Origin of the sequence: Sphingobacterium sp. E70, assembly GCF_019285695.1 — a bacterium.
Taxonomy (GTDB): domain Bacteria; phylum Bacteroidota; class Bacteroidia; order Sphingobacteriales; family Sphingobacteriaceae; genus Sphingobacterium; species Sphingobacterium detergens.
In genome coordinates this window covers 471,426-496,433 of sequence record NZ_CP079104.1, presented here as the reverse complement: position 1 = coordinate 496,433, position 25,008 = coordinate 471,426, and the positions used below count along the sequence as shown (strand labels likewise).

Here is a 25,008-nt window from a genome sequence, read left to right as displayed (position 1 = left end):
TTTGCGCTTTGTATGTTCCGGCTTCGGTTTCCACGAATGTATATTCGTTCTGATTCTGATCCCTTACCACGATCGTCGCTCCGTTTACCGCGGGTAATTGTTGCCGCCAGAGAAGGCTGCATTTCGACTCAGTTTTATTTCTTGTTCTGTTGTTGTGTTATTGATGACGCCTTCAATAACTAATCGGCCAACTTCATCATTGACCTGAATATCGATGACTTTCTCACAGGATGAAATGAAGGTCGTAAGGATAAGTATACTGGAGATAACAATAATATGTTTCATATATAAATATTTTATGAGCGCGCTATGCTCGGTTTGCTTTATTTTCCTCAGTGTTTGCCCCTCTTGAAATAGAGGCATTTCATGTTTTTGAAAATCTGGGATTAAAATTTAAAATTCCAGGTAAACGAGGGGATAGGGATACCAAAAATACTTGTTTGGACAGCCTCTGTTGCGTTGGCAACGGTTTTACTATCTCTAAATGCGATTCTGTAAGGATCCTTATGCCCATAGACATTGTAAATGCCAAATGTCCAGCTTGATTGATAACGTTTCCCCGGTTTTCCTTCAAAGGTGGCGGCAATATCAAGCGATGTGATGCGGGCATACGATAAGCATTACGCTCCGAATAAGAGAAGGTAGTATTGCCACCGACTATGTATTTTCCCGTTGGATAAGTGACAGCCCTTCCTGTTCCATAAACGAAATTACTGGAGAAAGTCCACTTTTCATTGAGCTTATAGATACCGACAATAGATACATCATGGGTACGGTCCTGCGTTGCAGGAAAGTATTTTCCTGCGTTGATCTCATCAAATTTGCGTTCGGTTTTAGACCAGGTATAACCCACCCAGCCATTAAAACGGCCATATTTTTCTTCAGAAATAATTCGACACCATAGGCTCGCCCTACGCCATAAACCAGTTGGGATTCGACGTCTTGGTTGACAAGCAATTGCGCGGCATCTTTATAATCGATTTGATTTTGTAGATTTTTGTAATAGACCTCCGCGGAGAACTCATATAGATTATCTTTAAAGTTTCTGAAATAACCCGTGGAGAACTGATCAGCAATTTCGGGCTTGATATTCTTGCTGCTCATCACATAGAGATCCGTCGGACTAGCGCTTGTAGAGTTTGTCAATAGGTGAATATTTTGTGTATTTCTATTGTAAGAAGCTTTGATGGACTGTTGTTCATTGAGTAGATAACTTACACTAAAGCGAGGCTCCAAATTGAGATAATGTTGTACTAGCTCTCCGGATTTGTATTGTTGTGAGCCAATGGTGTTACCCGCCGCGTCATAAGTACTAAAAGTTCCTGGACCAACCAGCAACATCGCGCTTAAACGCAGGCCATAGGCCATATTCAGCTTGTCGTTTACCTTCCAGTCGTCACTGGCGTAGGTTGCCATTTCGTAACCAAAGCGATGTTCGACATGTTTGTCATTGAAACTGGAACTGGCTGTTGTCGTAATATCACCCGGAGCAATATCATGTCGGTAACCTGCAATCCAAATTTTAGCGCATGGTCAGAACTTGCATAATATTGGAAATCCTGCTTAAAATTTAGATCGGTAATCTTAGACGTTGCCTTAAAGCCATCGTTGCGGTCCAACCCTTCGATGACATAGTTAAACTTGCTATAGACAACTGAAGTGTTTGAGAATAATTTATTGTTAAAGATATGGTTGAACCGTAGGGTTCCGGTTGCATTTCCCCAGTTGGTGCCGAAAATATCCTGGAGCCCCAATACATCTTTACCAAAATATCCGGATAGATAGATCGCATTTTTATCGTTGAATCTATAGTTGACCTTCGCATTGATGTCATAAAAGTAAAGCGTACTTTTATTAATTGTTGTATCCGAGGAGGCTTTCATAAAGAGATCCATATAAGTACGACGGGCGGATAACATAAATGAGCCTTTGTCCTTAACCAGTGGACCCTCTACTTTAATGCGGGAAGCAATTAATCCAATACCACCCTGAACAGTGGTTTTCTTATTATTACCTTCATTCATTTTTACATCGAGCACCGATGACAGCCGTCCTCCATATTCAGCAGGCATACCGCCTTTATAGATACTGACATCTTTGATGGCATCTGAATTGAACGTAGAAAAGAAACCGAGTAGGTGAGTGGCATTATAGACGGTTGCTTCATCCAGTAAAATTAAATTTTGATCGGCACCACCACCACGGACATAGAAACCTGTATTTCCTTCACCGGAGGTTTTAATGCCCGGCATTAATGTGATGCTTTTTAAAATATCGCGTTCACCTAAAACTACGGGAAGCTGATTGATCTGGTTCATATTGAGTTTTTCAACCCCATTTGTGGCGAGGAAACATTTTTATTATTACGTCTGTTGGATGAGATGACAACCTCATCCAGTAAGGTCTGTGATCGCAGCGTGAGATTAAGGGCTTGATCTTTGTTTAATTCGATTGTGTCAATACGGGTATTGTATCCTACATAGGAGGTGGAGAGTAGATACCTTCCTTCGGGGCAGCCATGGAATAGAAACCATAAGAATTACTGGAACTTCCAGATTGGGGAAGTTCGCGTAGTTTGACCGACGCACCAATAAGTGTTTCTCCTGTTGATACGTCGGTGATTGTTCCAGATAATGTATAGCGCTTTTGTGCAAGGGCAGTGCTGCCAAGTGAAATAGAAAGTAATAAAATGGGTAATGATCTGAGCATATTGCGAATTTTTCACGAAAATAGGGGTTAGTGAACTGTGAAAAATTTCTTTTATAGCAACTTGGTTAGATATTATAGCAACCTATTGTTTTGGCGACTTTTTAGTGAATTGAAATTTACTTTTGGTATTCAGCTTTTTTGGTATACGAGCTGATGTCTTTATTCTATTTTGGCTGAATAAAGTACATATTCCGTTCCGTTGAGCCCTACGTATATGTATTTATTGAAATCCCCACTAAATGCGACAATCAAGGGATACTGATGTACACGTAAGGGATTATTGTAGTATTCTTCAATAGAGGCATATTGTGCTTTGATCATGATTTCACCTGTTTTTTTATTTTTATTCCTGGAGTAGCGTCTGTTCATCGGAAAAGTAGGTATATGGCATTTCTGTGAATTTAGGATAATAAATCAATCGGATTCCTTCGTCGATAAATGTTTTATTTTTTTTTTAAAGTCAGCCATGGATCGATCGTCAGGAAATGCAATTTGACCCGTTTGATCGTTCTTTATTTGTTGGAATAGGGTCGTTTCGTCCACTTTATTTATCGTATGTGATGTGGAATTTTTAAAGAGCTGAATGAGTGTTTCTCCAGTTTTAAAATCTGCTGCATCATACTTATAAACCGGATCACCATTTTTGTCGATACGATAACGCTCACCATGGCGTTGAACCCACGCGTATTCAGCTGATCCATACTTTACAATTTCGGGTTTGTTGACATGGAAAATCTGGAAATTAAAATCTTCTTCAAATAGTTCCGCCTTTTCATACACCGGTGACAATTTTATGTCAAGAACACTATCACAATAGCCATATAGACTATCGTTCACCAGTACCGGGATTAATTCGGGGTAGGATAAGCTTTTGGTTATAGGGTTCGTCTGCGCATAAGTAAAGGTACTTAGCAGTGAAAAAGAAATATGAAAATGGAACGCATCTAGTTGTGTTTTTTCTAATATATCAAAAATACAGCAATATTGATCCATTTAATATCCATGAAATCAGGGGTTTTTGTAGTGGATGCGAGGTCCTTTCATCACCCGATGAGCGGTCAAAGGACTTGTTTTGCATTGTTTAACTCTAAACTGTATTTATCATTAAAACTAAATGGTTAGTTAGACGCATACTTCTGCAATTTTTAAAGTTTGTTGAAAAATCTAATGACAGTATTTTTTTTTCTAGCTAATCGCAAGATGTACAAAGTTTATTAGTCTTAAATAGCTGATATTTAGATTGTTGTTTATTTTTTAAGCGGCAATTTTAAGGTTTAATATATTTTCTTTTAAGTAAATATAGTGTAGTTTTTATTGAAAATATGATTGTTAACTGAAAAAACATAATGTATAAAATACACGATAACGTTGTAGTAAATTATGCAAACGATTGTGTTTGTTGAACGATAATTTGGGGTGATTTTTTTATGTAAAATTGTTGGAAAGTGATAGTACTAACCAATATCAAGAGAAGAAACTATCTATAATCCTAAATAATAAAGTTCAATTCTAAATGAGACAGTTTTACATGATCAATTTAGCGTTCTTTATGCTACTTTTTGAGTCTTCGGCAGTGAAAGCTGGTGATCCCGGTCTGACGCCAGGTCCAAAAATAGCTAAAGAAAGGGCCGGTAGGGCTCGGATGAAGAGTAAATCAATGTCGATTCTTTGACAGCAACAAGTAAGTTCTCCACGATACCTGTGTTGGGATCCGATACAATCTCAGTCGTGGAATTATCGAAATACCCCTCGTTACTTTAGAGCAGATACTGAAGGGCAATATTTCTGGTGTGTATGTGCAGGAACCTTCGGCAGAACCAGGCACAGTGCAACAAAATATGTTGGTTCACGGAATTACAAGACCCGTTTTTACAGCAAGAAATTTTAAGGAAAACCGTCCACTAATTGTTGTTAACGGTATTCAGATCATTGATGAAACCAGTCTTATCTATAACATACAAAACGAGGAAACACAACCTATCGGGGCTGCGACTAATATGCTATCTCTTTTTGACCTCGATAATATTGCGTCTATCGAAGTATTAAAAGATGCCGGGCAGATTGCTAAATATGGACCAAGAGCTGTAAACGGTGTTGTGTATGTCACAACGAAAACTGCACAAGCCGGAGATAAAAAAATCTCCATTAATGGCTATTCTGGATTTGCTGTTCCGAACAACATCACTACAGTCAATGCCGAATTCGAAAGGGATTTTAGACAAACATTTTACGATAAATACGCACGTGCCGAACAGATTGCGGCCTATCCGAGTTATCTGAGTGATTCTTCGAACACCAATTATTACGGTCCGTCAAACTGGGTAGATCAATATTATAAACTCACACCCTTGTATTCGATCAATGGTGCTCTGATGGGCGGAACTAACCGTTCGAATTTCCGATTCTTTGCGAATCATACACAAAATGTCTCTGGGGCAGATGATACCAAGTTTAATAGAACCTATGGTGGATTCAGTATCAATATGTTGCCTACGACTTGGTTCAAAGTCAGTGGTAATATCCAGATCGGTCGCTTGGCGCGGGACAGAAATCGATCATTGACCGAAAGGTATACAGAGACCAAGTATACGCCGGATTTATCTACACCTTTGGCGCCGAACAAAAGTCTGTATAATCTCTATCTACGAAATTTTGACAAATTAACACTGGATAACAACTATAATACCAGTGTCCTGGCTTCGTTGGGACTAGATATCAACATCATGCCAGGCCTTGACGTTACTTCCAGGATAGCATTGGATTATAATGAAAACCGTAGGGACGTATTTTGGCCTTCAACATTGATGGAAGGAAACAATTATACATCTAATTATCTGGGATATAATGAGCGTTTGAGTTTTGACAATAATATAAGTTATGTCAAGGAACTGAATACGGGGAAGTTATTGTTCGAAGCTGGGCTTCAAATACAGGCAGATCGACAAAAATACAATTATCTCCAAGCCTATCGAGGACCCAATGATTATATCAAGATCAATAAAGTAGAGGGCGATAAGAACAAGACTAACTATCTTGTTTCCATAGGTTTTATTCCTTATATCTATGGCGACAAGACCATTCATCATCTGATCAATACGTATTTCAGAACGACTTACGAATGGAATGGTCTAAAACTTTCAGGATTGATACGCCGGGATGGTTCCTCTTGGCAACAATTATCCGAGCGTTGGTATACTTCGTATGCTGTGAACGGTGAGTATGATCTGAGTTCCAAAATCGAAAACGATAAAATAGATATCCTAAAATTCAGGGCCTCCTACGGCCATATCGGTAATTTGCCCAATTCAGATACAGAGGCAGCAGGCCCACAATATTCCTCACAATTGAGCTGGGATAAAAATACTGGAATCATGTCTTACAATGGTGTTGGAACAGTCTCACGCCCTTATTCTTATGGCTGGGTTGGCTATGATGTGCCCTGGTCATTTACAGATATGTATAATATAGGGGTCAGTCTTTCAATGGCTAAGCAATTTGGTTTGCATGTGGATTTTTACAATAAAACCACTAAAAATATGCTCCTGCCAGTCCCTACCGTGGCTGAATCAGGATATAAGTTTGAATATGCAAGTGGTATGGATGTCCAAAATAGGGGTGTCGATGTATCGCTAAATTATACAATGCCGCGCAGTACTGGCGGTTTCTGTTGGAACAGTGCGTTCAATATTGCTTACAATACCAACGAATTGAAAAAGCTTCCAAATCAATTGGATGCTATCGTGGTAGGGAAAAATAAGCTGCAAGTAGGGAACGAATTGATCAGTACTGGCTGTTGCAAAATAGAGGAAGCTATCAATCCGATGCGGAAGTGCGTCCGTGATGGCGATAACAGGGGCATGACCTACAATGGCACTGATATGAAAGGCGGCGATCCTCGTTGGGTAGATCAAGATGGTAATTTTGATATTAATAATGAGGACCGCTTATTAATGGGTAATATAATTCCCAAATGGACTGGCGGATTTACAAACCAATTCGCCTATAAAAACTTTGATCTTTCCTTCCTCTTGTATTTTAATCTAGGCCGCGAGATCATAAACCAGCAAGCCTCGAAAAATATGATTTCGCTAACGTCGCTGAATCCAAGAATTTGTATGGTGTACGTGAAATCACTTCCTGGGAGAAAAGTTTTGACGAAACAGCATATCCAATTTATAATCCTTGGTCTTCGGTAGTTCCCTATCAGGCTGAGCAGGATCTGTTTATGGAAGACGGTTCATTTGTGAAACTTAAAAATTTATCGGTGGGGTATGATTTGACTAAAGTAGTGAACAATAAAAAGTTAAATCGACTATACGTTTATGTGACAGGAAGTAATCTATTGACTATTACCAAATATTCTGGACGCGATCCTGAGCTGGTCAATTTTACGGTTACGACACTGGTACAGGAATCCGTTATCCAAAAATGTATACCCTCGGTGTCAAATTAGACTTTTAAACCTATGATGAGAAAGAATATAATACTTCGTTTTTTACTTTGTTCGACGATTGCGATCTCCGTAATGTTTGGGACAAGTAGTTGTGAAAAATTTTTGGATGTTGAATCCAATCATATTGTTAATGAGGAAAATAAGTGGAAAGATATCAATGATATCCGGGGTTCTCTTCTTGGGGTATATGGTTTGTTGCGTACCGCCTTGGCCGAAAACAATGCACATTGGCTATATGGGGAACTGCGGAATGGTGATTTTACTGCATTGAACCGTCGTGATCTACAGGATATTGTGGATGGACGTCTAAATTCTTCGGCTAAGTTGATTCAGGAAGGTTCGGATTGGCGAAGATTTTATGCCGTGATCAATGCCGCAAATTTATTTATTGAACGCTCATATGAAGTTCTCGAACATGATAAACAGTATACTGCCGCTTTGCATGAGATCGACGTCGCTCAAATGCGTGTTGTCAAAGGTTTTGTTTATTACTTATTAGCAAGAACCTGGGGTGATGTTCCCATTTGGGACAAATCTTATGAAGGGGCTTTCCCAAAGATCAAAGCTTCTTCTGTGGATCAGGTGCTAACCTACGCCGAAAACGAAATAAATGCTGTTAAAGATAAATTGCCATTTTTTTATGGATCTTTTAATGATCCCGTGCTACCTGAGATCTTTATCTGGGCTCTACTTCTGTGAAATGGTCCGGTGTATTGTTTAATAGGCTATCTGCATATACGATTTTAGCCCATATTAATGCGTTATCGGGAAATTATCTTGAAGCATCGGTGTTTGCGGATTATGTGATCGCGAATGCGACGCGTGGCGGTATCGCTGCAACCGATATAGCAGATATAACGAATACAACCAACGTAGGTTTTTTCTTTGGTAACCGCATCAAACATATTATCGGTTTTCCCTTTCCAAATTCAAGTAATGAAGGCGGAACAGATGGGCATATCGAGTCGCTGACATTGGCTAAACCATTGGTGTCAAAACCCAATCCCGATATTTATGTGAAAGTAGAGCGTATCGTCGATATTTTTAATGAGGCAGGGGACCAACGTTTTCGTATTGATTCTACTGGAACTGTTCAAACCAGTTATTTTGCTGATTTTGGAGGTATCCGACCAATTTTCAAAAAGATACACATCATTCGTAATGGGGAATCAGGCACAGATGGTTCACTCCCATTTTTCACTTCAACTTTGGTATTCAGTCGTTTTGAAGAAATCAATTTATTGCGAGCTGAGGCAAATGCAGTATTAGGACGTACAGAATTGGCTACTGCAATATTGAACCAGTCCCGCAAAAATCGAGGCCTTGTTGAGATAGGACCCAATGTTGATCTGATCGATGCCGTATTTCAGGAACGCCGCAAAGAACTGATGGGGAAGGCTGGCGCTGGTTTGATGTCGTGCGTTACAATAAAATAAAAAAGAATGATCCTGCTTTCCAGAAGTTGATTGCCCAAAAGGGAATTTATTGGCCCATTAGTCAGAATGCATTGGCAAATAATAAAGAATTGCAACAAAATACATATTGGAAATGATGAAAATAAATAGAAGATATAATGTAAGTATTTTATTGGGGATGCTCTTGTGTATAACGGCTTGTACAAAATACCAGGGCTATTATGAATATGAAAATACTGAGAAGGTATTTAACGGGAATTCACTGGCCTATTTACAATCCAAACCGGGGTGTTTGACTCCGTGTTATTGGTGTTGGATAGATTACCTTATCTCAAGGATGCAGTAGCAAACGAAAAGGTGACTGTTTTTGCACCAACAAATAGCACCTTTCAAACTGCACTTTCCAATTTAAACCTTGTGCGAGACAATCAAAAGAAAGAACATTTGAGCATCCAGAACTTGGATATCGCTCAATTGGATACCCTCATGACCAAATATATTGGCGCGGGGATCGTAACTACGGATTCTACACTCTATATCGATGGACTATTTATCGAAACCTATGGCATAAGGCACCCGATGCACGCACAACGAATCAAGGAGAATGCATCAGGTTTGGTAAATGGTGGTGCAGAAATCATGTATTATAGTGATACTAAAAATAACTCTTTCCAGTCGCAATGGATAAGAGCCAGCTCTCAGGCCGTGAATATTTTTACGGGCAATGGGGTGGTGCATGTTTTAGGGGACGTCATGAGTTTGGATTTGGCGATTTTTAACCAGAATGAATAAATAAATGAAAAATTCAATATATACTTACGAAGCAGTCTCTTGTTTTCGACAGCACTGTGTTGTTTGCAAAGCTGTGTTAAGGACTTCGTACCGAGTGAAAAAGCCGCCTTTAGCTTGGATATGGCTTTTAGTCAAACAGAGTTCAGACCGGTTTTGGGGAGAAATTATAATCAGAACTTTTTAATGATGATCAGTCGACACGTCCACTAAATTTCCGGATTTTAAATGTGCGGGCTTTCGATGGCAGTGAAGCTCCCGAATTGTTAAAACCTTTCCCGGTTGAGGTATGGAAAAAGCCGTATACGGGTTTGGAAACATCATTGGAAGAAATCAATGCCAAGCGCGAGATTGTAAACCGTCCACTTTGGGAGATCGGTTTGCATTCGGGATCCTTTACGATGTGGAATGTTGCTTCATCGGATTTTGTCCGTGTCGAGCCAGATTCCTGTTATCTATTTGATGTAGAGGTTTCCAACTCTGGTGGAAAAAGATATTTCAAAGACTTTAAATTGAAACCCCAAAAAGAAATACCTGCCAGCGCATATTTTAATGAGTCAGAGAATGTTGTTGGGGATTCTACGAGACAGCCAATTTTGGATCAACAATTCTGGTTGAACCGTACCGGCGACAGGAGTTCTATTACTTTCAAGTTTCTTGATTCAAAATTGAAACCGATTAAACTTTCGAAATTTAATGGGATGACAGCAGAAGATTGGAAGTATCTGGTTCATGGTTTTAATCCAAAGTTTGCCGCCGATTCCAGTTCCGTCACCTACGATGTGGTTTATCCAATGCCTTTGGTACCTACACTAAATACGCGATTCAATGAAGGGAAAAAGCTTTTCTACTTTTAAGTACAATCGTGTTGCTTTTGGAGGTGCACGTATTTCGTCGACCTATAAACTGCTGTATACCATTTATCAGAAAGGGGATTGGGAAATTATTGTCTACTTCCCTACACAAGCACCTTTATTTGACAATGACTAACTAAGATACGTATGAAAAGATATATAATATTAATCAGCTGTGTGCTGACTTCGGTCATGTCACATGGGCAGACTAAGGTGACTGTAAAAGGGATGGTTTTGGATGCGGTCACTAATCGGCCAATGGTAGGTGTTTCGGTGCGTTCGGCGAAAACTGACAAGGTACTTTCCGCATCAGGATCAACAGGAGCCTACAGTGTCAGCACAACAAGTAATGATGACTTGATTTTTTCTTTTACGGGTTACACAGCATCCCGTATTTCCTTGACAGGGCGAAATTCTTTTGTGATTAACGTAAAAATGTCGACTGCACAGAATATGCTCGAGGAGACTGTTGTTCAGGGATTTTCTAGACGTTCTAGACAGACTTTGACGGGGTCATCAGTTTCCATAAGCGGAAAGGACTTACAGGATAACCCAGTAGCCAATATAACTGAACTATTGCAGGGTAAGGTCGCTGGTCTGAATGTACAGATGAATAACGGTACTCCTGGTACACGGGGTACAGTCTTGCTACGTGGTCTTTCTAACTTGGGAACCGTCGGTAGCGGTGTGGATACTTACTTGATCCCTACTTCTCCACTTTACATTATCGATGGGGTGCGCGTAGATGATAATACCAATTTCGAATATGGATATGGGGGAGCGGGTACAGGTATAAGTCCTCTTTCCTTGATCCCACCTGAAGATATTGAAGAGGTGCAGATTTTGAAAGATGCGGCCTCCACATCATTGTATGGTACCAGAGGTTCCTATGGCGTGATTTTGATCCGGACTAAAAGGGGACGGTCGGAAGTGCCTCGTATCCAATATACAACCAATCAGTTTCTTTCTATACCACCGAACCTCCGTAACGTGTTGGGTGGGAAGGATGAGCGTTTGAGCCGTATTAATCAAGTCTATAATTATGCGGATAGCTACTGGCAAGGTCGGGATGATATCAATAAACATCAGGTACTGACGGATAGCTTAAATCCATACTTTAATAATTCGACTAATTGGCAGGGCGTATTTTACAAGCCAACATACAATCAGTCGCATAATATTTCAGCATCCGGTGGTGATGATAAATTCAGTTATAAGGTAAATGGAAATTATTACAAAGAGAATGGTATCGTGCAGAATACAGGTTTCAATCGCTACACACTTGATATGAACACCCAATATACCCCCAATGAGCGTCTACGTCTTTTTGCCTCCATGTCGGGTAAGATTGGTGAGCAGCAACTCGGCGGTGGTACTTCTGTGAGCCAGGGTGGAGTAGCCTCGGCAGCAACAGCCTCTTCTTTATTGCCTTCACCCTCACAAGGATTTGTTACTTCAGATTTGATCGCTGCATTGAATGGTCGTAATGATAATAAAAGTACAAACCTGATCGGTATGGTGGAGCTCGAGTTTGATATCCTCAAGAATTTCAGGGCAAAAATACCTTCTCTTATAACTATTCTACAGATCGAACGGACACGTATAAACCTGCTATAGCAAACAACAACAGGTCGAGCTTTTATAATTATGACTCGCAGACCAACTCGTTGAATAATATGTTTTTCTTGTCTTATCTGAAAGAAATCGGTAAGCACACTTTTAATACCTATGTGTTTAATGAATTGGACATGAAAGACAACCTCAGAAAGGAATACCTAAAAGATGGCTTTGCGAATGATCAATTGGAGGGACCTTTCGGATTGTCTGCTGCCAAGGGGGAGTAACGGGGTGTCGGACTACCGTAGTGCCGGCTTTGGAGCGAGTTTCTCTTATAATTATAATTTGAAATACGTTGTGGATCTGACCTATCGTATTGATAAGACCTCTACTACCGGAGCAGAAAAACCCTGGATCAAAAACCCCTCAGTTGCTGTGCGTTGGAATATGGAGCGCGAAGGATTTATGAAAAATCTCAAAGATGCCGGTTATGTAAACAGTCTGGCACTGCGAGGAAGCTGGGGCCGTAATATTACACCTACAGGAACAGTTTTCGATGCCTTCGGTAAATATATTTATACAGGCTATTTTAACAATAATCCAACAATTGGTTTTGATTGGAAAAATATGCCAAATGCTGATCTAAAACCTGCAACAACGACGTCTATGAGCTTTGCATTGGAAGGGGATTTCTTTGATAATAAATTTAATACCATTCAGGAGGTCTATTACAAACAGGTTGAAAATGAGTTGATGCAGATTGATATGGCTGATCATAATGCTTTTGGGAAACAACAATCAAACGATCTGGCTCACGTCACCTATGGTTACGAATTTACGTTGGCCTATCGTCCCTTTGATCGCGGAAGTGATTGGAATTGGCGTATTGAGCTCAATGGAGCAATAAATAAAGAAGCATTGACGGAACTACCTAACTCACGCCGCCTACATATTGCTTATGACGAAGTATACAATACTTACCACCAGGCTTATATTTTGGGTAGAAATCCCTTTTCTCATGTTTTGTATGATTATAGAGGTGTGTTCAGTACCGACGGAGATGTACCTGTCAATCCAAGCAGCGGTGAACGGATGAAAATGATAAATGGCAATACGGTCTATTATTTTCAGGGCGGAGATCCCAATTGGACAGATGTGAATGGTGACTATATTATTGATGAAAAGGATATGGTCTATGTCGGGAATTCACAACCCCGAGTAACAGGTGGTATCAATTCATTTTTAAGTTATAAAAATTGGTCTTTGAATATGATGTTCTCTTATGTCAGAGGGCGTGATATTATCAACGAAGTATTGGCCAAACAGTTGAACTCCTATTTCGATCCCTTTATGACGGATCAGGATCGTAATGGTCGTCAGAATGCTGCTTTATTGCCATTGGATAGATATGATTTCTGGCTGCGTGAAGGTGATGTCGCGACCTATCCGAATCCTTTTGATTATCAGCGACAAGGTGGTATGAAGCCATTTCGCCCCAACCAGACTTTGTTTATGGAAGATGGGAGCTACCTTAAGTTCAATTCAGCAACCCTACGTTTTTCATTTCCAAGGAGTGGATAAAGCGTTACAAATTGCATGGGTTGAATACCTACCTCACAGCAAATAACATTTATACATTCACCAGCTATAAAGGTGTCAACCCAGAGGGGGTTTCCAGTATGGGATATGATCGTTCGGATGGCTATCCAAATAGACGTTCTTTCACGTTGGGTATTAGTGCACAATTTTAATAGAGGAAAAAATGAAAAAATACTATTATAAAATCGTTGGTTCATTTCTGCTGATCTTTTCGCTGATGGGCTGTAATAAATTTGTCAACGTAGAACCTATTGACAGCCTTTCGGGTAATAATTATTGGAAAGACCAAGGTGATGCGGAGACCTTTACACTGGAATTGTATCGACTTTTTAGAGAAGCTTCTTTATTGAAAGGACCTTATTTTATCATGGGTGAGTTGCGCAATGGGATGGTTCGACGAACACAGTCTTACCCGAATCGTTTCGATATTAATTATGCGGCGATTGGAGATGTAGAGAGCTTGGCAACCACACAACGCCCCTACCAGGAACGAATGCCGATACTTTTGGACCTATATCGTCGAGTGGGATATTCTGAATAACTGGCAGCCCTTTTATAAGGTGATCCAGTCAAGTAATATTCTCTATGAGAATGTTCTTCGACTCGCCGAAAATGATAAAAGCATCTCGCCAGCAATAGTGAAGCATTATCAGGCCGAAGCAGTATTTATGCGTTGTCTGACCTATTTCTTTATGATACGTTTATATGGGAATGTGCCTTACTTCACAAATGCATACAATGATAAACCTCTGCCCAGAACATCACATATCGAGATTGCCAAAATGTGTCTAAAGGACTTAGCAGCGGTTAAGAATGATTTGCCTTGGACATATGACGAACCTGCAAATCGGGGTGTGCGTGCAATGCGTGGATCAGTGGTCGCATTGATGATGCATTTCAATATGTGGGCTGCAGGCTTTGATACAGGCAACGAACAAAAGTATTATCAACAGGCCGATGAACTTGGTGATGAACTGACTCAACAAGGTGAGCAACAAAACAAAGCTTATGAGTTATTGCCTATAAATCGGATTAAGGAGATTTTTCAGGGTAGATCGCGGGAGAGTTTATTTGAAATATCAAATAGTGTGAATTATCAAGGTTTTGTTCCTGCAAACTCGCGCAAGATGATTCCTTTTTACGTATTGGACGGTTACACCGTTCGCCTGAATCAGGACCGTGAGAATTCGGAGATGGCTTACATTCCCCAATATATCGAAAAACTATATCCGGAAGGAGAGCCAGATGGTCGTATCGCGGAATGGTTTGACGAGGCGAACTGGAAAACTGGAAACGGAAATTCCGCCTTTATAAGTTCGTGAATTTTGAGTTTACAGGCTCAAATACCGCTGAAAATTATGCCAACTCCATTATGGTATTTCGTCTGGCTGAGTCATTACTATTGCAAGCTGAGGCATGTGTTGGATTGGGAAATGCTGATAAAGCTACCACTTTGCTCAATCGGGTACGTGGCAGAGCGAATGCGTCTTTGTATCCAGCAAATGGCTATGAAAGTTTATCACAAGCTATTTTCTATGAACGCGGCAAGGAACTTATGGGGAAGGATATTATTTCTTTGATCTCGTGCGTACCAAGCGGATCTTGAGTGGAGAGTATACGCTAGCACCTTTAACATTCTCTACATTTAATGCTGGGGCATGGACATGGCCAATCAGTAGAGAGGCTTTAAAGAACAATCCACATATGTCACTTAATTATTGGAATAAATAAGATTAAAATTATATAATCAGATGAAAAAAGCTTATTTTTTACCTTTTTTACTTGCATTAATCCTGTCCGGATTTAGCTGTTCAAAAAATTACTACGATGATTCGGGTATCCATCAAGCCAAGTATGATGGCAATATGCTACAATATCTTCAATCTAAAGGGAAAGATGAACGTAGTCTGTTTGATACTTTGCTGACGGTCATCAACCTTGCCGGCTTGGAGAATACCATAGCAAATGAACAAATTACCTTTTTTGCGCCAACAGATCCAAGTATCGGCCGCGCTATTCGCATCTTGAATAAAACGTTATTTGAGGCGGGACAAGATACGGTGACGGCGTTGAACGAGATTGATCCGCGTGTATGGAAAAAGATGCTGCAAGGTTATATGATCAAGGGGAATCTTGGAATTGTAGACTTCCCTCAGGTAGATACGATGGCGTTAAATGCCTTCTCTGGTAGACTTTATCAAACCTTGGATGATGATCTCATAGTGAATATCGGTACTGTATTCCATGATCTTAAAAATGATGGTGTGACAATCAAATACCAGGGACCACGACAGCTATTGTTCTCTTATATTCCAGATATGAGTAGACCAAAGAGTTTTTGGAAAAATGGTTATGTTGCTACATCTAATATAGAGCCTACAAATGGCAGACTTCATGTACTTCGTTACATCGATCATCAATTTGGATTTTCATTTAATAACTATGCTCGGTTTTCTGACCTTGCGATAGAATATGGCATAAAATATAAGGAGAAATAGGTATGAAAAAGAATACAATACATATGCTTTTAGCCTCCTTATGTTTAGGCGGTTTCGCAATTTCATGTACAAAAAGTATTGATTATGGAACGGATCCCTATGGAACCAGTGAACATGCATTTGATTTGAAATTTGCGGATGCAGCGCCTTCTCCAAGTCAGGCGCGTCCGGGAGAAGAGGTAACATACAAACTTGTGGGGCTATCAGGTATCGATAAAACAGCGATGACATTTTTTGTCAATAATAATCCTTCAGAGATCATTGCTGCCACAGATTCTACGATAACGGTGCGTCTGCCAGAGACGGTAAGTACCGGTAGTGCAAGATTGGTTATCAATGGGCAGACCTTCGCCGGACCATTGACACCAATTATTGGTAAGGTAGCAATAGATCCGATTTTTAATGCGGGTACCGGAGCATCAGGGATACTGCATACCATTAAGCGATTGAATAACGGCCAGTTTTTTCTGGGAGGAAATTTTGATGATTATAATGGGAGTAAGGCTTTGAGTGAAATCAATGGAATTGCACGGATAACGGCTACAGGTGAATTTGTGTCGGGAATGGCGTTCGGTGAAGGAGCCAAAGGGGGACGATAAATAATATCGTCGAACTTCCAGATGGACGCTTATTTGTTGCGGGTAATTTTTCGCAATACGATACGGATAAAACTGTTCGTAGCATGAGCATATTAAATGTGTCGGGATCATTGAATAAAGAGTCTGTAGAGATATTAAACCTTACAGATGACCCGACGAAAGGTACATTGAACGTACCTGTTTTTAATGGAGGTGTTTTGGATGGTGGAATCGTTAAAGCGTTTTACAGGGATAATAAAATAACAGTGGTAGGGGCTTTAAACGCTATACCAGTAATTATTATGCACGCTCAACCTACAACCAGATCCTAAGTGATTACTTTCAGTCTGCCAGCATTGCACGTGTCAATTTAGATGGATCATTGGATTCTACTTTTTGGTTGACAATAGCTCATTTCCAAAACGTGGATCTTATGGGGTTAACGGAGGTGTATTCGATGCAACAATGGATGACAAAGGCACATTGACGATGGTGGGCTCCTTTACGCAATACAACAATAAAATCAGTGCAAGTAGAATTCTCCGTTTAAAGACATCAGGCGAATTGGATACAGAATTTAATGCTGGTGTTGGAGCCGATAATACCATTTATAAAATTGTACCGGTCGGGAACAAGTTCTATCTGATTGGAAGTTTTTTGAATTATAAAGGGCAGCAGACAAATAATATTGTATTAATCAATGCGGATGGATCGGTCGACCCAAGCTTTAAAGCAAAGAGTTTTACGGGGGATTCCAGACTACTTAGCGGTATTGGATAATGGATTATTGTTGGTGTCGGGAACTTTCAAACGATATGATAATGTGATTCGAGAAGGTTTAATGATTTTAAATTCCGATGGTAGCCTAGCCAAAGGCTATAACAATACGGGCGATTTTTGGGCAGTGTAACTGATTCTTATATCGGGGTGAACTCGATCGGACAACGCACCATTACTTTGGTTGGTCTTATCCTTTCATTTAATGGGAAGTCTGATTTGGGAAATATTGTTCGACTAACTATTCAAGATTAACGATGATGAATATCTTAAAATATAATACGAAGAGAAGCAAAGTGTATAAACTATTTTATGCCGTGTTACCCTTATTGCTGTTAGTTTCCTGTAATAAAGAGATTGAGAATAAGGCACATTTTGCTTCTACAGATGATATTAAGGACGATTATAGCGAAAAAGCTATAAAGTTGCCTATATCGTGATAGAAGGAGCCGTCGGCTCAGTCGTGGCCACAGAAGCAACGGATTATAATAAGATGCCATTTTTGGCATCAATGACGAGTAAAGGCCTATTTAGCTGGAATTCGATTGCTTCCGATGCTACACAGGATATTACGTTTTATGCGGATTTATTGACTGGTGTAAAAAAGATAAACATAAAGTTGTCTCTGATGACATTTCAGGAGCCGCCTTTGATAAGTATCCACTTATTTTCGATCGGTTGAAAAAGGATCTGGGAACCCGTACAGCGGTATTTACCTCAAATGCTATTGTAGACAAATTGAGTCAAAACTCGACGATTGATAATAAAAAGTATTGGCTTCGGATGAACAAGTTGTACAAGAAGCGAAAACAGAATTAAAACGGGACGATTCAAATTTTACGTTGGTCACTTTAAACGGAGCGGATAAAGTTGGGAAAACACAGGGGTATGGACCGAAAAGCGCAGCCTATCTCACTGCGCTCAATACAGTGGATAAACAACTGAAGGAGATTGTAGGCACGATCGAGTCACGATTAAACTATAACTCCGAAAGATGGTTAATTGTTGTTGCTTCAAATAGAGGCGGGACTTACGAATGGATCCAATACAAGACGATCATTCGTTATATTCAGTTCCGTTCCGAAACAATTTTGTCCTTTTTTACAACAATCAATTCCAATATAAATTTATTGAACGCGTGGATCTATCAGACCCGACCTATGATGGATCAGCGATCAGATATACCGGTACCGCGACAAGTGCAGTGATTGATGCTGACAAAGCCGATATTTATAATTTGGGAAATACCGTAGATAAAGAATTCACAATTCAGATGAAAATAAAGTTTCATAATCGAGGTTCATTAAATCCTACGTTTTTTCCAAAATGGGTAATACTGGCAACTCGGACGATGGGTGGTCTTTTATTCACAATGGTGGGATCGGTTGGCGATTGAAAGTGAAGGGAACACAGGTTATTGACAATGAAGTTTTCAATCTTAACGAATGGTATACCTTAACTGCAAAAATCTATAACGATAAAGGAACCAGAAAAGCAAAAGTATTCAGAAATGGTGTACTCAAAGCTGAGGGTAGTATTAATGGCGTTCAAGGAAGTTCATCACAGTCGTTGAAGTTGGGCTCTGGTGCTACTTATGGTAGCGGAGCTTCCCATACAATTACTGACGTACGGATCTATAATAAGGCTTTACCCGATGAATACATCGCTTCGAATTATTGCCAGACAGCGGTTTACGATGATAACATCTATTGGAACGATTTGATTGGGTATTGGCCAGCGATAGAAGGTGCAGGAAATGTACTTGTCGATAAATCAAAGAGTAAAATAAATTTTAATATTACTGGCGAAGTAAGCTGGAATGCATTTTCGGAGCGCTCGGGTAGTTTATGTCCCACAGCACCACAAAATCTAGAATTGTCTACGATCCGTTCGGTCGATGCTCCGGTTCTGATTTATAACTGGCTGGGGATATTAGGAACGGATAAATTTAATCTTGACTCAAAAGTTTGGACGCCAAACTATTCAAATAATTAAGCTTACGATGAAAAGGATTTTAAAATTTGTGGGTGTATTGGCATTGCTTTCCTCCACAGTAGCTTGTACGAAAAATTATGGTTATGATTTTGAAAATGGTTTCGAGATAAACAATATCGATGATACATTGGGACTAAATGTCAACAGAGATCCGAAGTTTATTGATCGATCCAAATATACGCAAGCACGTATTTTTCCCGGATTGGTGGATAATAAAGAACCCCGGCTGCAAAATTATAAGGTTACAGTAGACCTCAATTATGTACAGGTAAAAGGTTCAGATTTGAGGATATCTGTGGCGCCGGGGAATTGGCAGAGTACATCCATGTATGCGCCGGCTGGGAACTCGTTGTGATTGATGTGCCTGAGGGAATTTACGGACTTTATGCACAAATTGGGGCTCATACGACAACGGGTTCAGAGGGAATTCCTGTACCACAACGTGACTTAGTGGTATATTCCCGTCAGGTGTTGTTCCCAGGAAAAAATTACCTCAGAAATCTGTATGGCGGGCTCATCTATATTCTTCCTTCTGCACCATTAGGTCGCCAGGTTGAGCTTGCATTTTCCGGAGTTGCTAAAGCACCGAGTTTCAAACTTGGGGTAACAGATCCTATCGCTTGGGCAGAAGAGATCAAAAAATCTGCTGTGCCTTGGTTTGAATTGGAAGGTAACCGTATTGTGTTTACGATGGAAACAGCTAAAGCGCAAAAATATGGTGTAAGCAACCCAAATGAATTGATGGAAGCGTGGGATAAAGCGATCAAGGAAGGTTATTGGGATTGGACCGGCTTGGTTGAAGGAAGTACTGACCCCAAACATAGGGCACCTTTCAATAAATGGCGTATTGTCCATGATGTCCTGTTCAAAGATGGCGTAGCCCAATATTCGGGATTTCCAGTATATGCACGTAATAACGAATCTTATTTCAGGCAGGCAACCGATATTGAGGGCGTAAAAATACCAATTGGGGAACTTATCACGAATTGGGCCATAATATGCAAATGGGGTCCACCTGGAGCTTTGCCGGTAATGGTGAGGTAACCAATAATTTATTCCATTTTAAAGTATCGCGCATATTTGGTCATCAGAGTTACAAAATTGCTGAAGTCTGGAGCGCTGCAGTACCCTATATAGCAGAGCCGAAGTCGAAAACAGGTGGTATAAATTGGGCAAGCATGGATGTAGATGGCAATAAATATAAAAGTAAATCAAGTGATATCCGATTGATGATGTGGGCACAGATACTGGAAAGGTATGGTTATGATTTTATGACCTATATTTATAAGAGAGGTCGTGATGCACGCTTTACCTCCGTCAATGATCAATCAAAGGTTGATTTTTTTCTATGAGGCTTTGAGTGAATTTACGAAAACTGACATGGAACCTTACCTTAATAAATGGGGCTTATATGTCAGTTCTGTCTCTAAGCAATATGTGTCTCAGAACAAGACTTTTCCATTATTGGATCGCGATGTATGGAATTTTAATCCGGTAACCCATACCGGAGGGAATGCGTCTACTGTTGCTCCAGTTTTCTAGAAAAGAAAGGTTGGACTGCAGATGCAAATAGTTGGGATACTCGCGGAGGGGCACAAAATCGACCACCGAGTAATCTGATTGATAATAATTTGACAAATACATGGCATCCTTGTATCAGCGGTTGTACACCACCAACCAATTACGCTAACACTGCAGTTCCGGACCGGACTTTTGTTATCACGATTGATACAAAAGACGCGATAGATGCTAAAGGATTTACGTTGGTACAGCGTCACGATAGCAATACAAACCACGCGAAAAAAATCACGGTTGAAGTTGGGAATAGTATCGATGCATTTTCAACGGTTGGTGTTTTTGATTTGGAGTATGGTAGCACAGCGGTAGGAAAGGAACAAGTGATTTATTTTGATGCGGAGACTAGGACATTGAAGAACTTTAGATACATCCGATTTAAAATCAATAAATCTGATGTCAATGGTGATGCCAGTGGCAATGCAGCTTTAAATGAGTTAGGACTTTTTAAATAAGAAAAGATGAAAAGAAACGCAATATGGTATAAAGTAGGATGGGGAGTTTTGCTGATTATGCTAATGATGTCCTGCAAAAATTTGTAGATCCGGCACTAATCTTTGAAAAGGAGCCTGAGAATACAAAGGTGAAAACCCGGAAAGTATTGATTATAGCTGTAGACGGTCTATCGGGAATAGCGTTGGAAAAATACACGCCTCAACATATCCAAAAATTATTGGAGCACGCTAAATATACCTACGCTGGATTGTCCGATGCCTCAAGCGGAGATGCTTCTACCTGGGCAACATTATTATCCGGAAAATCGTCTGCGAAACATGGCGTATATGGAGACTCATTCGAAGAAGATATCGATGAAGATGACCCACATGGCCACAATTCCTCTGGTCAGGCCACAGGCTATATAACTTTTTTTCAACGTATACTCGAACAGGGCAAACGTATGAGAAGCTTTTCGGCAACTTCTTGGCAAGAATTGGATGATAATGCACTGGATTATGCAGAGACAAGAATTGTGAAAGCAAATGACGAGGAAGTGAAGAAGACTGCAATAGATACACTGAAATCTACATTCACCAATACATCATTTGGGGTTATCAATTTCAGAGGCGTCAATGAAGCGGGGAAAAGCGGTGGATTTTCATTAAGCAATGCTGCATATAAGGCTGCTATTGATAAAATAGACGGCTATATTGGTGAAATAAAAGCTGCAATTGAAGGAAGGTCCGCGTTTGAAAATGAAGATTGGCTAATTGTAGTAACGGCTAACCATGGTGGTCTAGGGCAAGGATATGGTGGCGCTTCACTGGAAGAACGAAAGATCCCTATTATTCTCTATAACCCTAATTTTGTAGGACAGAAAATGGAGGCACCAGCACTGGTAAATTCAATGGAAATTAAAACCAAAGATGCGAATATGCCAACGATCACTGCCGCGAATACGGATATCTATGACATCAAGGATGATAAAGAATATACGATTATGTGTAAAGTGAAAAATAACGTAAAACCTACAGGTGGTAATCACGCTGTAATATTGGGGAGAGTCACTCATGCTTACACGGGTGGTAACGGATGGGCTTTTATGATTGAAGGAGCTAATACAGGTAAGTATCGTTTTTATTTGGCGGATAAAAATGCTTCTAATAATCAATTACAAGTGGTTGGATCGCTAGCAGGGGAGGCCGGAAAATGGGAGACTCTTGCTGTGAAATTATATAAAAAGGACGACGGTAAGCGCTACGCGAAGTTTTACGTAAATGGTGTTGCCGGCGAAGAACGAGATATTACCACTGGTAGAGGAAGTTTTCAGGCGCCAACAGCAAATTTCTTTGTCGGCTCGGGTAATGTATCTTCGGTTGGAACCTTTAACGGTATGGTCAATAATCTGGTTTTTGTCACTAAAGCGTTATCGGATGAGGAAATTCAGTCGTATAACTGTTTGGGGACAGTAGATGAAAGTACTTCTTTTTGGAGTCAAACTGCCGGATTTTGGTCCATGGATGATATTGGACAGCGAACATTTAAGAACAAGGTAGCAACATCGCTGGATACAGACTTCAAGTTTCCTAATGGTAATTACATCTGGAATTTGAATGCGAAGTGGAATTGTCTATCTGAACAGGAAAATGCCAAATTTTTTATAATGAACCAATATGATATCGTGCCACAAATCGCTTATTGGATGGATATCAAACCGCAGGATTCCTGGCTGTTGGATGGTAAGCTTTTCTTGGATAAATATGAAATGGAATTCCTGAAATAATCTTCGATAGGATCTTCATTGTGAAATATTATTTTTAATAGTCTTCCTTGGCGCTTGCGCCGAGGAAGCTTTGTGAAACCCGTGTTTTGAAATCTCCGGACTAGCAAAAATGATCGATTTTAGAACCTTTAATAAAGGCGTATGAAATCAAGGTTTTCTAACCAGTAATGAAGCACAGGAAAAGCAGGCTTGCAGTATACATTAAGTATCGCTCAAGTATTGACTAAGTATCACTTTAGTATTTCATACACGGTACGAAGGAAATACTTCTATTTTGCTTAATACCTAATAAATATATCTCGTTGATGTCTTTGATAAGAAATGTAAGTTTAAATACACAATGATTTTACAGATCCGGTGGGGAAACACGCTTCCGAAATATGAAAAAACCAATCTTTATGCTTTCAGTGTTGAGGTTTTTATTTAATAATCAGCTGAAGATTTGATGATTATTAAGTTGTTGATAATTATTTGGTTAAGTAATGTTAAATATACGATAATATACAGCGGATCGGGTATTTTTAGGCTAAGCAAAAATAAATACAATATGAAAGGTACTTTCGCTTACTTAATTATTTCGTTTTTTTTGATATTGATGGGTTGTCAGTCGCCAAAAGCTGACTCCGTCGAGAAAGGATCGTTAATAGATTCCTTTAAGATGACCTCTGTTAATGTCAAAGATGATTTCAATATCAAGGTTAGCTTGCCTGAGGGATACGGTACTTCGGGCAATATTTATCCTGTCATATTCCTTTTAGATGCAAATCTGTACTTTGATACATTTGCCCAAGCGCTCCGGGATTATGCAAATGTAGGCCTAGCTCCCCAGGCCGTACTTGTCGGGATCGGCTATAAAGATATTCCTGCAATGGATTCATTGCGGCAGCGCGACTACACTTATCCAATAGCGAAAGCGGAATATGAAATGAGTACAAGCGGCGGTGCGGATCAATTTTTGAGTTTTATTGAGAAGGAACTTTATGGACGGATTTCCAAATCTTATCGAATAGATAGTACAAATGTCGTACTCTACGGACATTCCCTTGGGGGCTATTTTACATTATATTCGTTTTTAAAAGGGGCGAGCGCTCCGGTTAGTAAGATCAATAAATTTATTGCTGCCAGTCCCTCTCTTCATTATAACGATTATTACCTACTCTCTCTGACCAAGCAGTACCAAAAAAGTCTGCTCATTCCAAGAAAGTTTATATCACTTATGGGGAATTGAAAACACAGATGACCCAACTGGCTTAAGGCTCGAGGCGATTGCTGATACGCTTTACAAAAATATAGGTCGAGAAAACCTGGTTTTTGATATCTATTCCAATCTCGATCACATGGACACGCAGTTCCCTACATTTTTAAGGGTTTAGATCTGTTTAATAAGAACGATTGATCTCTGATACTATTAAGCGAAAAAACAATCATTAGAATAGCGTTTTCCTTTCGCAAGTTTTAAGGAACCGTGCTTAAACTGTTTATAATAGGCGCGCAAAAATTGAAATCGATGATCGGCAATAGTCCATAAGCTATGATGAAATTCTAGCCATTACCTGATCTCTTCGTAATTGCATGATAAGACCTTTCGAGGACTTCTCTACCGTTTAAGGCTTTTACGGTGCGCTAATAAGCCAAAAAGAACATAACGCTCCATATATAGTGTTGAATATGCTTCATGATTTCGCTAACTAAATATAGTTATAAATCTACGAATATTTCGTAATAATCAAAAGGATATATTACTCCATAGTTTAGCAAATCTATTCGTCCCTTAAACTATCAACGGATTAGCCAATGCTGCTTTTATGGACTGGTAGCTAATGGTCGCAAAGGAAATAAGTATAGCTGTAAAACCCGCAATCACAAAATAATACCATTCAATATTGATCCGGTATTCATAATCTTTTAACCAATTGTTCATTACCCACCATGCAATTGGTGAAGCAATGAGAAGAGAAATAATAATCAATTTAATAAAGTCCAAAGAA

General features: G+C 39.8%; 38 protein-coding genes. 31 read left to right on the top strand and 7 right to left on the bottom strand.

The genetic code is table 11. The features are described 5' to 3' along the window. Positions 1-84 precede the first annotated feature (84 nt). The 6 genes from KUH03_RS03675 to KUH03_RS03660 form a co-directional block, all read right to left on the bottom strand. A complete protein-coding gene (locus tag KUH03_RS03675) occupies positions 85-285 on the bottom strand; it encodes a hypothetical protein (RefSeq protein ID WP_257091628.1) in 201 nt (66 codons plus the stop codon). Between the two features lie 372 nt (positions 286-657). Continuing rightward, entirely contained in the window at positions 658-1,479 is an 822-nt protein-coding gene (locus KUH03_RS45175; RefSeq protein ID WP_306429928.1) for a TonB-dependent receptor, read from the bottom strand. Then, positions 1,383-2,318 carry a TonB-dependent siderophore receptor gene (locus KUH03_RS45170; RefSeq protein ID WP_306429430.1) on the bottom strand — a complete coding sequence of 312 codons (936 nt, stop codon included), beginning with the start codon at positions 2,316-2,318 and terminating at the stop codon, positions 1,383-1,385. The genes KUH03_RS45175 and KUH03_RS45170 overlap by 97 nt, the downstream gene beginning before the upstream one ends. A 157-nt stretch (positions 2,319-2,475) precedes the next feature. Then, complete coding sequence (locus tag KUH03_RS45165) at positions 2,476-2,709, bottom strand: hypothetical protein (protein WP_306429429.1); 234 nt, start codon at positions 2,707-2,709, stop codon at positions 2,476-2,478. A gap of 159 nt (positions 2,710-2,868) precedes the next feature. Beyond that, the gene (locus tag KUH03_RS03665) at positions 2,869-3,030 is read right to left on the bottom strand and encodes a hypothetical protein (protein ID WP_257091627.1); all 162 of its coding nucleotides are present in this window, start codon (positions 3,028-3,030) and stop codon (positions 2,869-2,871) included. Positions 3,031-3,123: 93 nt separating this feature from the next. After that, complete coding sequence (locus KUH03_RS03660) at positions 3,124-3,546, bottom strand: hypothetical protein (protein WP_257091626.1); 423 nt, start codon at positions 3,544-3,546, stop codon at positions 3,124-3,126. 872 nt (positions 3,547-4,418) lie between these two features. Between KUH03_RS03660 and KUH03_RS03655 the strand changes: the two genes are divergently transcribed. The 31 genes from KUH03_RS03655 to KUH03_RS03505 all read left to right on the top strand — a co-directional run bounded on the left by KUH03_RS03655 (position 4,419) and on the right by KUH03_RS03505 (position 24,248). Further along, positions 4,419-6,905 (top strand): TonB-dependent receptor plug domain-containing protein, encoded by a 2,487-nt coding sequence (locus KUH03_RS03655; protein WP_306429927.1) that lies wholly within the window; start codon positions 4,419-4,421, stop codon positions 6,903-6,905. Then, complete coding sequence (locus KUH03_RS03650) at positions 6,821-7,162, top strand: hypothetical protein (protein ID WP_257091625.1); 342 nt, start codon at positions 6,821-6,823, stop codon at positions 7,160-7,162. The genes KUH03_RS03655 and KUH03_RS03650 overlap by 85 nt, the downstream gene beginning before the upstream one ends. A gap of 72 nt (positions 7,163-7,234) precedes the next feature. Further along, positions 7,235-7,861, top strand: coding sequence for a RagB/SusD family nutrient uptake outer membrane protein (locus KUH03_RS03645; RefSeq protein ID WP_257091624.1), 627 nt, complete (start codon positions 7,235-7,237; stop codon positions 7,859-7,861). Then, the gene (locus tag KUH03_RS03640) at positions 7,858-8,598 is read left to right on the top strand and encodes a RagB/SusD family nutrient uptake outer membrane protein (protein ID WP_257091623.1); all 741 of its coding nucleotides are present in this window, start codon (positions 7,858-7,860) and stop codon (positions 8,596-8,598) included. Before KUH03_RS03645 ends, KUH03_RS03640 begins: the two co-directional genes overlap by 4 nt. 267 nt (positions 8,599-8,865) lie before the next feature. Beyond that, on the top strand, positions 8,866-9,369 hold the full coding sequence (locus KUH03_RS03635; RefSeq protein WP_257091622.1) for a fasciclin domain-containing protein: 504 nt from the start codon (positions 8,866-8,868) through the stop codon (positions 9,367-9,369). 227 nt (positions 9,370-9,596) lie between these two features. Further along, on the top strand, positions 9,597-10,223 hold the full coding sequence (locus tag KUH03_RS03630) for a DUF5007 domain-containing protein (protein ID WP_257091621.1): 627 nt from the start codon (positions 9,597-9,599) through the stop codon (positions 10,221-10,223). Further along, positions 10,195-10,356, top strand: a complete 162-nt coding sequence (locus KUH03_RS03625) for a DUF5007 domain-containing protein (protein ID WP_257091620.1) — start codon at positions 10,195-10,197, stop codon at positions 10,354-10,356. The genes KUH03_RS03630 and KUH03_RS03625 overlap by 29 nt, the downstream gene beginning before the upstream one ends. 11 nt (positions 10,357-10,367) lie before the next feature. Beyond that, positions 10,368-11,837, top strand: coding sequence for a TonB-dependent receptor plug domain-containing protein (locus tag KUH03_RS03620; protein ID WP_257091619.1), 1,470 nt, complete (start codon positions 10,368-10,370; stop codon positions 11,835-11,837). Between the two features lie 50 nt (positions 11,838-11,887). Continuing rightward, positions 11,888-12,064 carry a hypothetical protein gene (locus KUH03_RS03615; RefSeq protein ID WP_257091618.1) on the top strand — a complete coding sequence of 59 codons (177 nt, stop codon included), beginning with the start codon at positions 11,888-11,890 and terminating at the stop codon, positions 12,062-12,064. A gap of 4 nt (positions 12,065-12,068) precedes the next feature. Next, on the top strand, positions 12,069-13,358 hold the full coding sequence (locus tag KUH03_RS03610) for a hypothetical protein (protein ID WP_257091617.1): 1,290 nt from the start codon (positions 12,069-12,071) through the stop codon (positions 13,356-13,358). An 11-nt stretch (positions 13,359-13,369) separates the two neighbouring features. Then, positions 13,370-13,528 carry a hypothetical protein gene (locus KUH03_RS03605; RefSeq protein WP_257091616.1) on the top strand — a complete coding sequence of 53 codons (159 nt, stop codon included), beginning with the start codon at positions 13,370-13,372 and terminating at the stop codon, positions 13,526-13,528. 11 nt (positions 13,529-13,539) lie between these two features. Next, positions 13,540-13,917, top strand: a complete 378-nt coding sequence (locus KUH03_RS03600; protein ID WP_257091615.1) for a RagB/SusD family nutrient uptake outer membrane protein — start codon at positions 13,540-13,542, stop codon at positions 13,915-13,917. A 19-nt stretch (positions 13,918-13,936) separates the two neighbouring features. After that, complete coding sequence (locus tag KUH03_RS03595; RefSeq protein ID WP_257091613.1) at positions 13,937-14,698, top strand: RagB/SusD family nutrient uptake outer membrane protein; 762 nt, start codon at positions 13,937-13,939, stop codon at positions 14,696-14,698. Beyond that, complete coding sequence (locus KUH03_RS03590; RefSeq protein WP_257091612.1) at positions 14,695-14,982, top strand: RagB/SusD family nutrient uptake outer membrane protein; 288 nt, start codon at positions 14,695-14,697, stop codon at positions 14,980-14,982. Before KUH03_RS03595 ends, KUH03_RS03590 begins: the two co-directional genes overlap by 4 nt. A 145-nt stretch (positions 14,983-15,127) precedes the next feature. After that, positions 15,128-15,874 (top strand): fasciclin domain-containing protein, encoded by a 747-nt coding sequence (locus KUH03_RS03585; RefSeq protein WP_257091611.1) that lies wholly within the window; start codon positions 15,128-15,130, stop codon positions 15,872-15,874. A gap of 2 nt (positions 15,875-15,876) precedes the next feature. Next, positions 15,877-16,473 (top strand): DUF5008 domain-containing protein, encoded by a 597-nt coding sequence (locus KUH03_RS03580; RefSeq protein ID WP_257091610.1) that lies wholly within the window; start codon positions 15,877-15,879, stop codon positions 16,471-16,473. An 83-nt stretch (positions 16,474-16,556) separates the two neighbouring features. Next, positions 16,557-16,784: a hypothetical protein gene (locus KUH03_RS03575; RefSeq protein WP_257091609.1), complete on the top strand. Its 228-nt coding sequence runs from the start codon at positions 16,557-16,559 to the stop codon at positions 16,782-16,784. A gap of 64 nt (positions 16,785-16,848) precedes the next feature. After that, entirely contained in the window at positions 16,849-17,232 is a 384-nt protein-coding gene (locus KUH03_RS03570) for a delta-60 repeat domain-containing protein (RefSeq protein WP_257091608.1), read from the top strand. Next, positions 17,225-17,362 (top strand): hypothetical protein, encoded by a 138-nt coding sequence (locus KUH03_RS03565; protein WP_257091607.1) that lies wholly within the window; start codon positions 17,225-17,227, stop codon positions 17,360-17,362. The genes KUH03_RS03570 and KUH03_RS03565 overlap by 8 nt, the downstream gene beginning before the upstream one ends. Before the next feature lie 124 nt (positions 17,363-17,486). Continuing rightward, positions 17,487-17,669, top strand: coding sequence for a hypothetical protein (locus KUH03_RS03560; RefSeq protein ID WP_257091606.1), 183 nt, complete (start codon positions 17,487-17,489; stop codon positions 17,667-17,669). Beyond that, complete coding sequence (locus KUH03_RS03555) at positions 17,666-17,911, top strand: hypothetical protein (protein WP_257091605.1); 246 nt, start codon at positions 17,666-17,668, stop codon at positions 17,909-17,911. The genes KUH03_RS03560 and KUH03_RS03555 overlap by 4 nt, the downstream gene beginning before the upstream one ends. Then, positions 17,908-18,048 carry a hypothetical protein gene (locus KUH03_RS03550; RefSeq protein WP_257091604.1) on the top strand — a complete coding sequence of 47 codons (141 nt, stop codon included), beginning with the start codon at positions 17,908-17,910 and terminating at the stop codon, positions 18,046-18,048. Before KUH03_RS03555 ends, KUH03_RS03550 begins: the two co-directional genes overlap by 4 nt. Before the next feature lie 23 nt (positions 18,049-18,071). Continuing rightward, a complete protein-coding gene (locus tag KUH03_RS03545) occupies positions 18,072-18,437 on the top strand; it encodes a hypothetical protein (protein ID WP_257091603.1) in 366 nt (121 codons plus the stop codon). 118 nt (positions 18,438-18,555) lie between these two features. Next, the gene (locus KUH03_RS03540) at positions 18,556-19,224 is read left to right on the top strand and encodes a LamG-like jellyroll fold domain-containing protein (protein WP_257091602.1); all 669 of its coding nucleotides are present in this window, start codon (positions 18,556-18,558) and stop codon (positions 19,222-19,224) included. A 7-nt stretch (positions 19,225-19,231) separates the two neighbouring features. Next, positions 19,232-19,579, top strand: coding sequence for a hypothetical protein (locus KUH03_RS03535; protein ID WP_257091601.1), 348 nt, complete (start codon positions 19,232-19,234; stop codon positions 19,577-19,579). Beyond that, complete coding sequence (locus KUH03_RS03530) at positions 19,534-20,268, top strand: M60 family metallopeptidase (RefSeq protein WP_257091600.1); 735 nt, start codon at positions 19,534-19,536, stop codon at positions 20,266-20,268. The genes KUH03_RS03535 and KUH03_RS03530 overlap by 46 nt, the downstream gene beginning before the upstream one ends. Further along, positions 20,229-20,576, top strand: coding sequence for a M60 family metallopeptidase (locus KUH03_RS03525; protein ID WP_257091599.1), 348 nt, complete (start codon positions 20,229-20,231; stop codon positions 20,574-20,576). Before KUH03_RS03530 ends, KUH03_RS03525 begins: the two co-directional genes overlap by 40 nt. Before the next feature lie 28 nt (positions 20,577-20,604). Then, positions 20,605-20,766 (top strand): hypothetical protein, encoded by a 162-nt coding sequence (locus KUH03_RS03520; RefSeq protein WP_257091598.1) that lies wholly within the window; start codon positions 20,605-20,607, stop codon positions 20,764-20,766. Between the two features lie 89 nt (positions 20,767-20,855). Then, on the top strand, positions 20,856-21,254 hold the full coding sequence (locus KUH03_RS03515; RefSeq protein WP_257091597.1) for a hypothetical protein: 399 nt from the start codon (positions 20,856-20,858) through the stop codon (positions 21,252-21,254). Between the two features lie 38 nt (positions 21,255-21,292). Continuing rightward, positions 21,293-23,020, top strand: a complete 1,728-nt coding sequence (locus KUH03_RS03510) for a LamG-like jellyroll fold domain-containing protein (RefSeq protein ID WP_257091596.1) — start codon at positions 21,293-21,295, stop codon at positions 23,018-23,020. 547 nt (positions 23,021-23,567) lie between these two features. Next, the gene (locus KUH03_RS03505; RefSeq protein WP_257091595.1) at positions 23,568-24,248 is read left to right on the top strand and encodes an alpha/beta hydrolase; all 681 of its coding nucleotides are present in this window, start codon (positions 23,568-23,570) and stop codon (positions 24,246-24,248) included. Between the two features lie 543 nt (positions 24,249-24,791). Here KUH03_RS03505 and KUH03_RS03500 read toward each other — a convergent pair. Next, positions 24,792-24,941 (bottom strand): hypothetical protein, encoded by a 150-nt coding sequence (locus tag KUH03_RS03500; RefSeq protein WP_257091593.1) that lies wholly within the window; start codon positions 24,939-24,941, stop codon positions 24,792-24,794. Positions 24,942-25,008: the final 67 nt, after the last annotated feature.

Excerpts from the sequence above, each read along its gene's own strand:
- KUH03_RS45165 (WP_306429429.1), bottom strand. The coding sequence starts at position 2,709 with ATGCTCAGATCATTACCCATTTTATTACTTTCTATTTCACTTGGCAGC.
- KUH03_RS03620 (WP_257091619.1), top strand. The coding sequence starts at position 10,368 with ATGAAAAGATATATAATATTAATCAGCTGTGTGCTGACTTCGGTCATG.
- KUH03_RS03600 (WP_257091615.1), top strand. The coding sequence starts at position 13,540 with ATGAAAAAATACTATTATAAAATCGTTGGTTCATTTCTGCTGATCTTT.
- KUH03_RS03580 (WP_257091610.1), top strand. The coding sequence starts at position 15,877 with ATGAAAAAGAATACAATACATATGCTTTTAGCCTCCTTATGTTTAGGC.
- KUH03_RS03575 (WP_257091609.1), top strand. The coding sequence starts at position 16,557 with ATGAGCATATTAAATGTGTCGGGATCATTGAATAAAGAGTCTGTAGAG.
- KUH03_RS03540 (WP_257091602.1), top strand. The coding sequence starts at position 18,556 with ATGGGTAATACTGGCAACTCGGACGATGGGTGGTCTTTTATTCACAAT.
- KUH03_RS03505 (WP_257091595.1), top strand. The coding sequence starts at position 23,568 with ATGAAAGGTACTTTCGCTTACTTAATTATTTCGTTTTTTTTGATATTG.
- KUH03_RS03500 (WP_257091593.1), bottom strand. The coding sequence starts at position 24,941 with ATGAACAATTGGTTAAAAGATTATGAATACCGGATCAATATTGAATGG.
- KUH03_RS03560 (WP_257091606.1), top strand. The coding sequence starts at position 17,487 with ATGATGAATATCTTAAAATATAATACGAAGAGAAGCAAAGTGTATAAA.
- KUH03_RS03535 (WP_257091601.1), top strand. The coding sequence starts at position 19,232 with ATGAAAAGGATTTTAAAATTTGTGGGTGTATTGGCATTGCTTTCCTCC.
- KUH03_RS03645 (WP_257091624.1), top strand. The coding sequence starts at position 7,235 with ATGTTTGGGACAAGTAGTTGTGAAAAATTTTTGGATGTTGAATCCAAT.
- KUH03_RS45170 (WP_306429430.1), bottom strand. The coding sequence starts at position 2,318 with ATGAACCAGATCAATCAGCTTCCCGTAGTTTTAGGTGAACGCGATATT.
- KUH03_RS03525 (WP_257091599.1), top strand. The coding sequence starts at position 20,229 with ATGGGGTCCACCTGGAGCTTTGCCGGTAATGGTGAGGTAACCAATAAT.
- KUH03_RS03665 (WP_257091627.1), bottom strand. The coding sequence starts at position 3,030 with ATGATCAAAGCACAATATGCCTCTATTGAAGAATACTACAATAATCCC.
- KUH03_RS03625 (WP_257091620.1), top strand. The coding sequence starts at position 10,195 with ATGAAGGGAAAAAGCTTTTCTACTTTTAAGTACAATCGTGTTGCTTTT.
- KUH03_RS03510 (WP_257091596.1), top strand. The coding sequence starts at position 21,293 with ATGGGGAGTTTTGCTGATTATGCTAATGATGTCCTGCAAAAATTTGTA.
- KUH03_RS03520 (WP_257091598.1), top strand. The coding sequence starts at position 20,605 with ATGGAACCTTACCTTAATAAATGGGGCTTATATGTCAGTTCTGTCTCT.
- KUH03_RS03675 (WP_257091628.1), bottom strand. The coding sequence starts at position 285 with ATGAAACATATTATTGTTATCTCCAGTATACTTATCCTTACGACCTTC.
- KUH03_RS03585 (WP_257091611.1), top strand. The coding sequence starts at position 15,128 with ATGAAAAAAGCTTATTTTTTACCTTTTTTACTTGCATTAATCCTGTCC.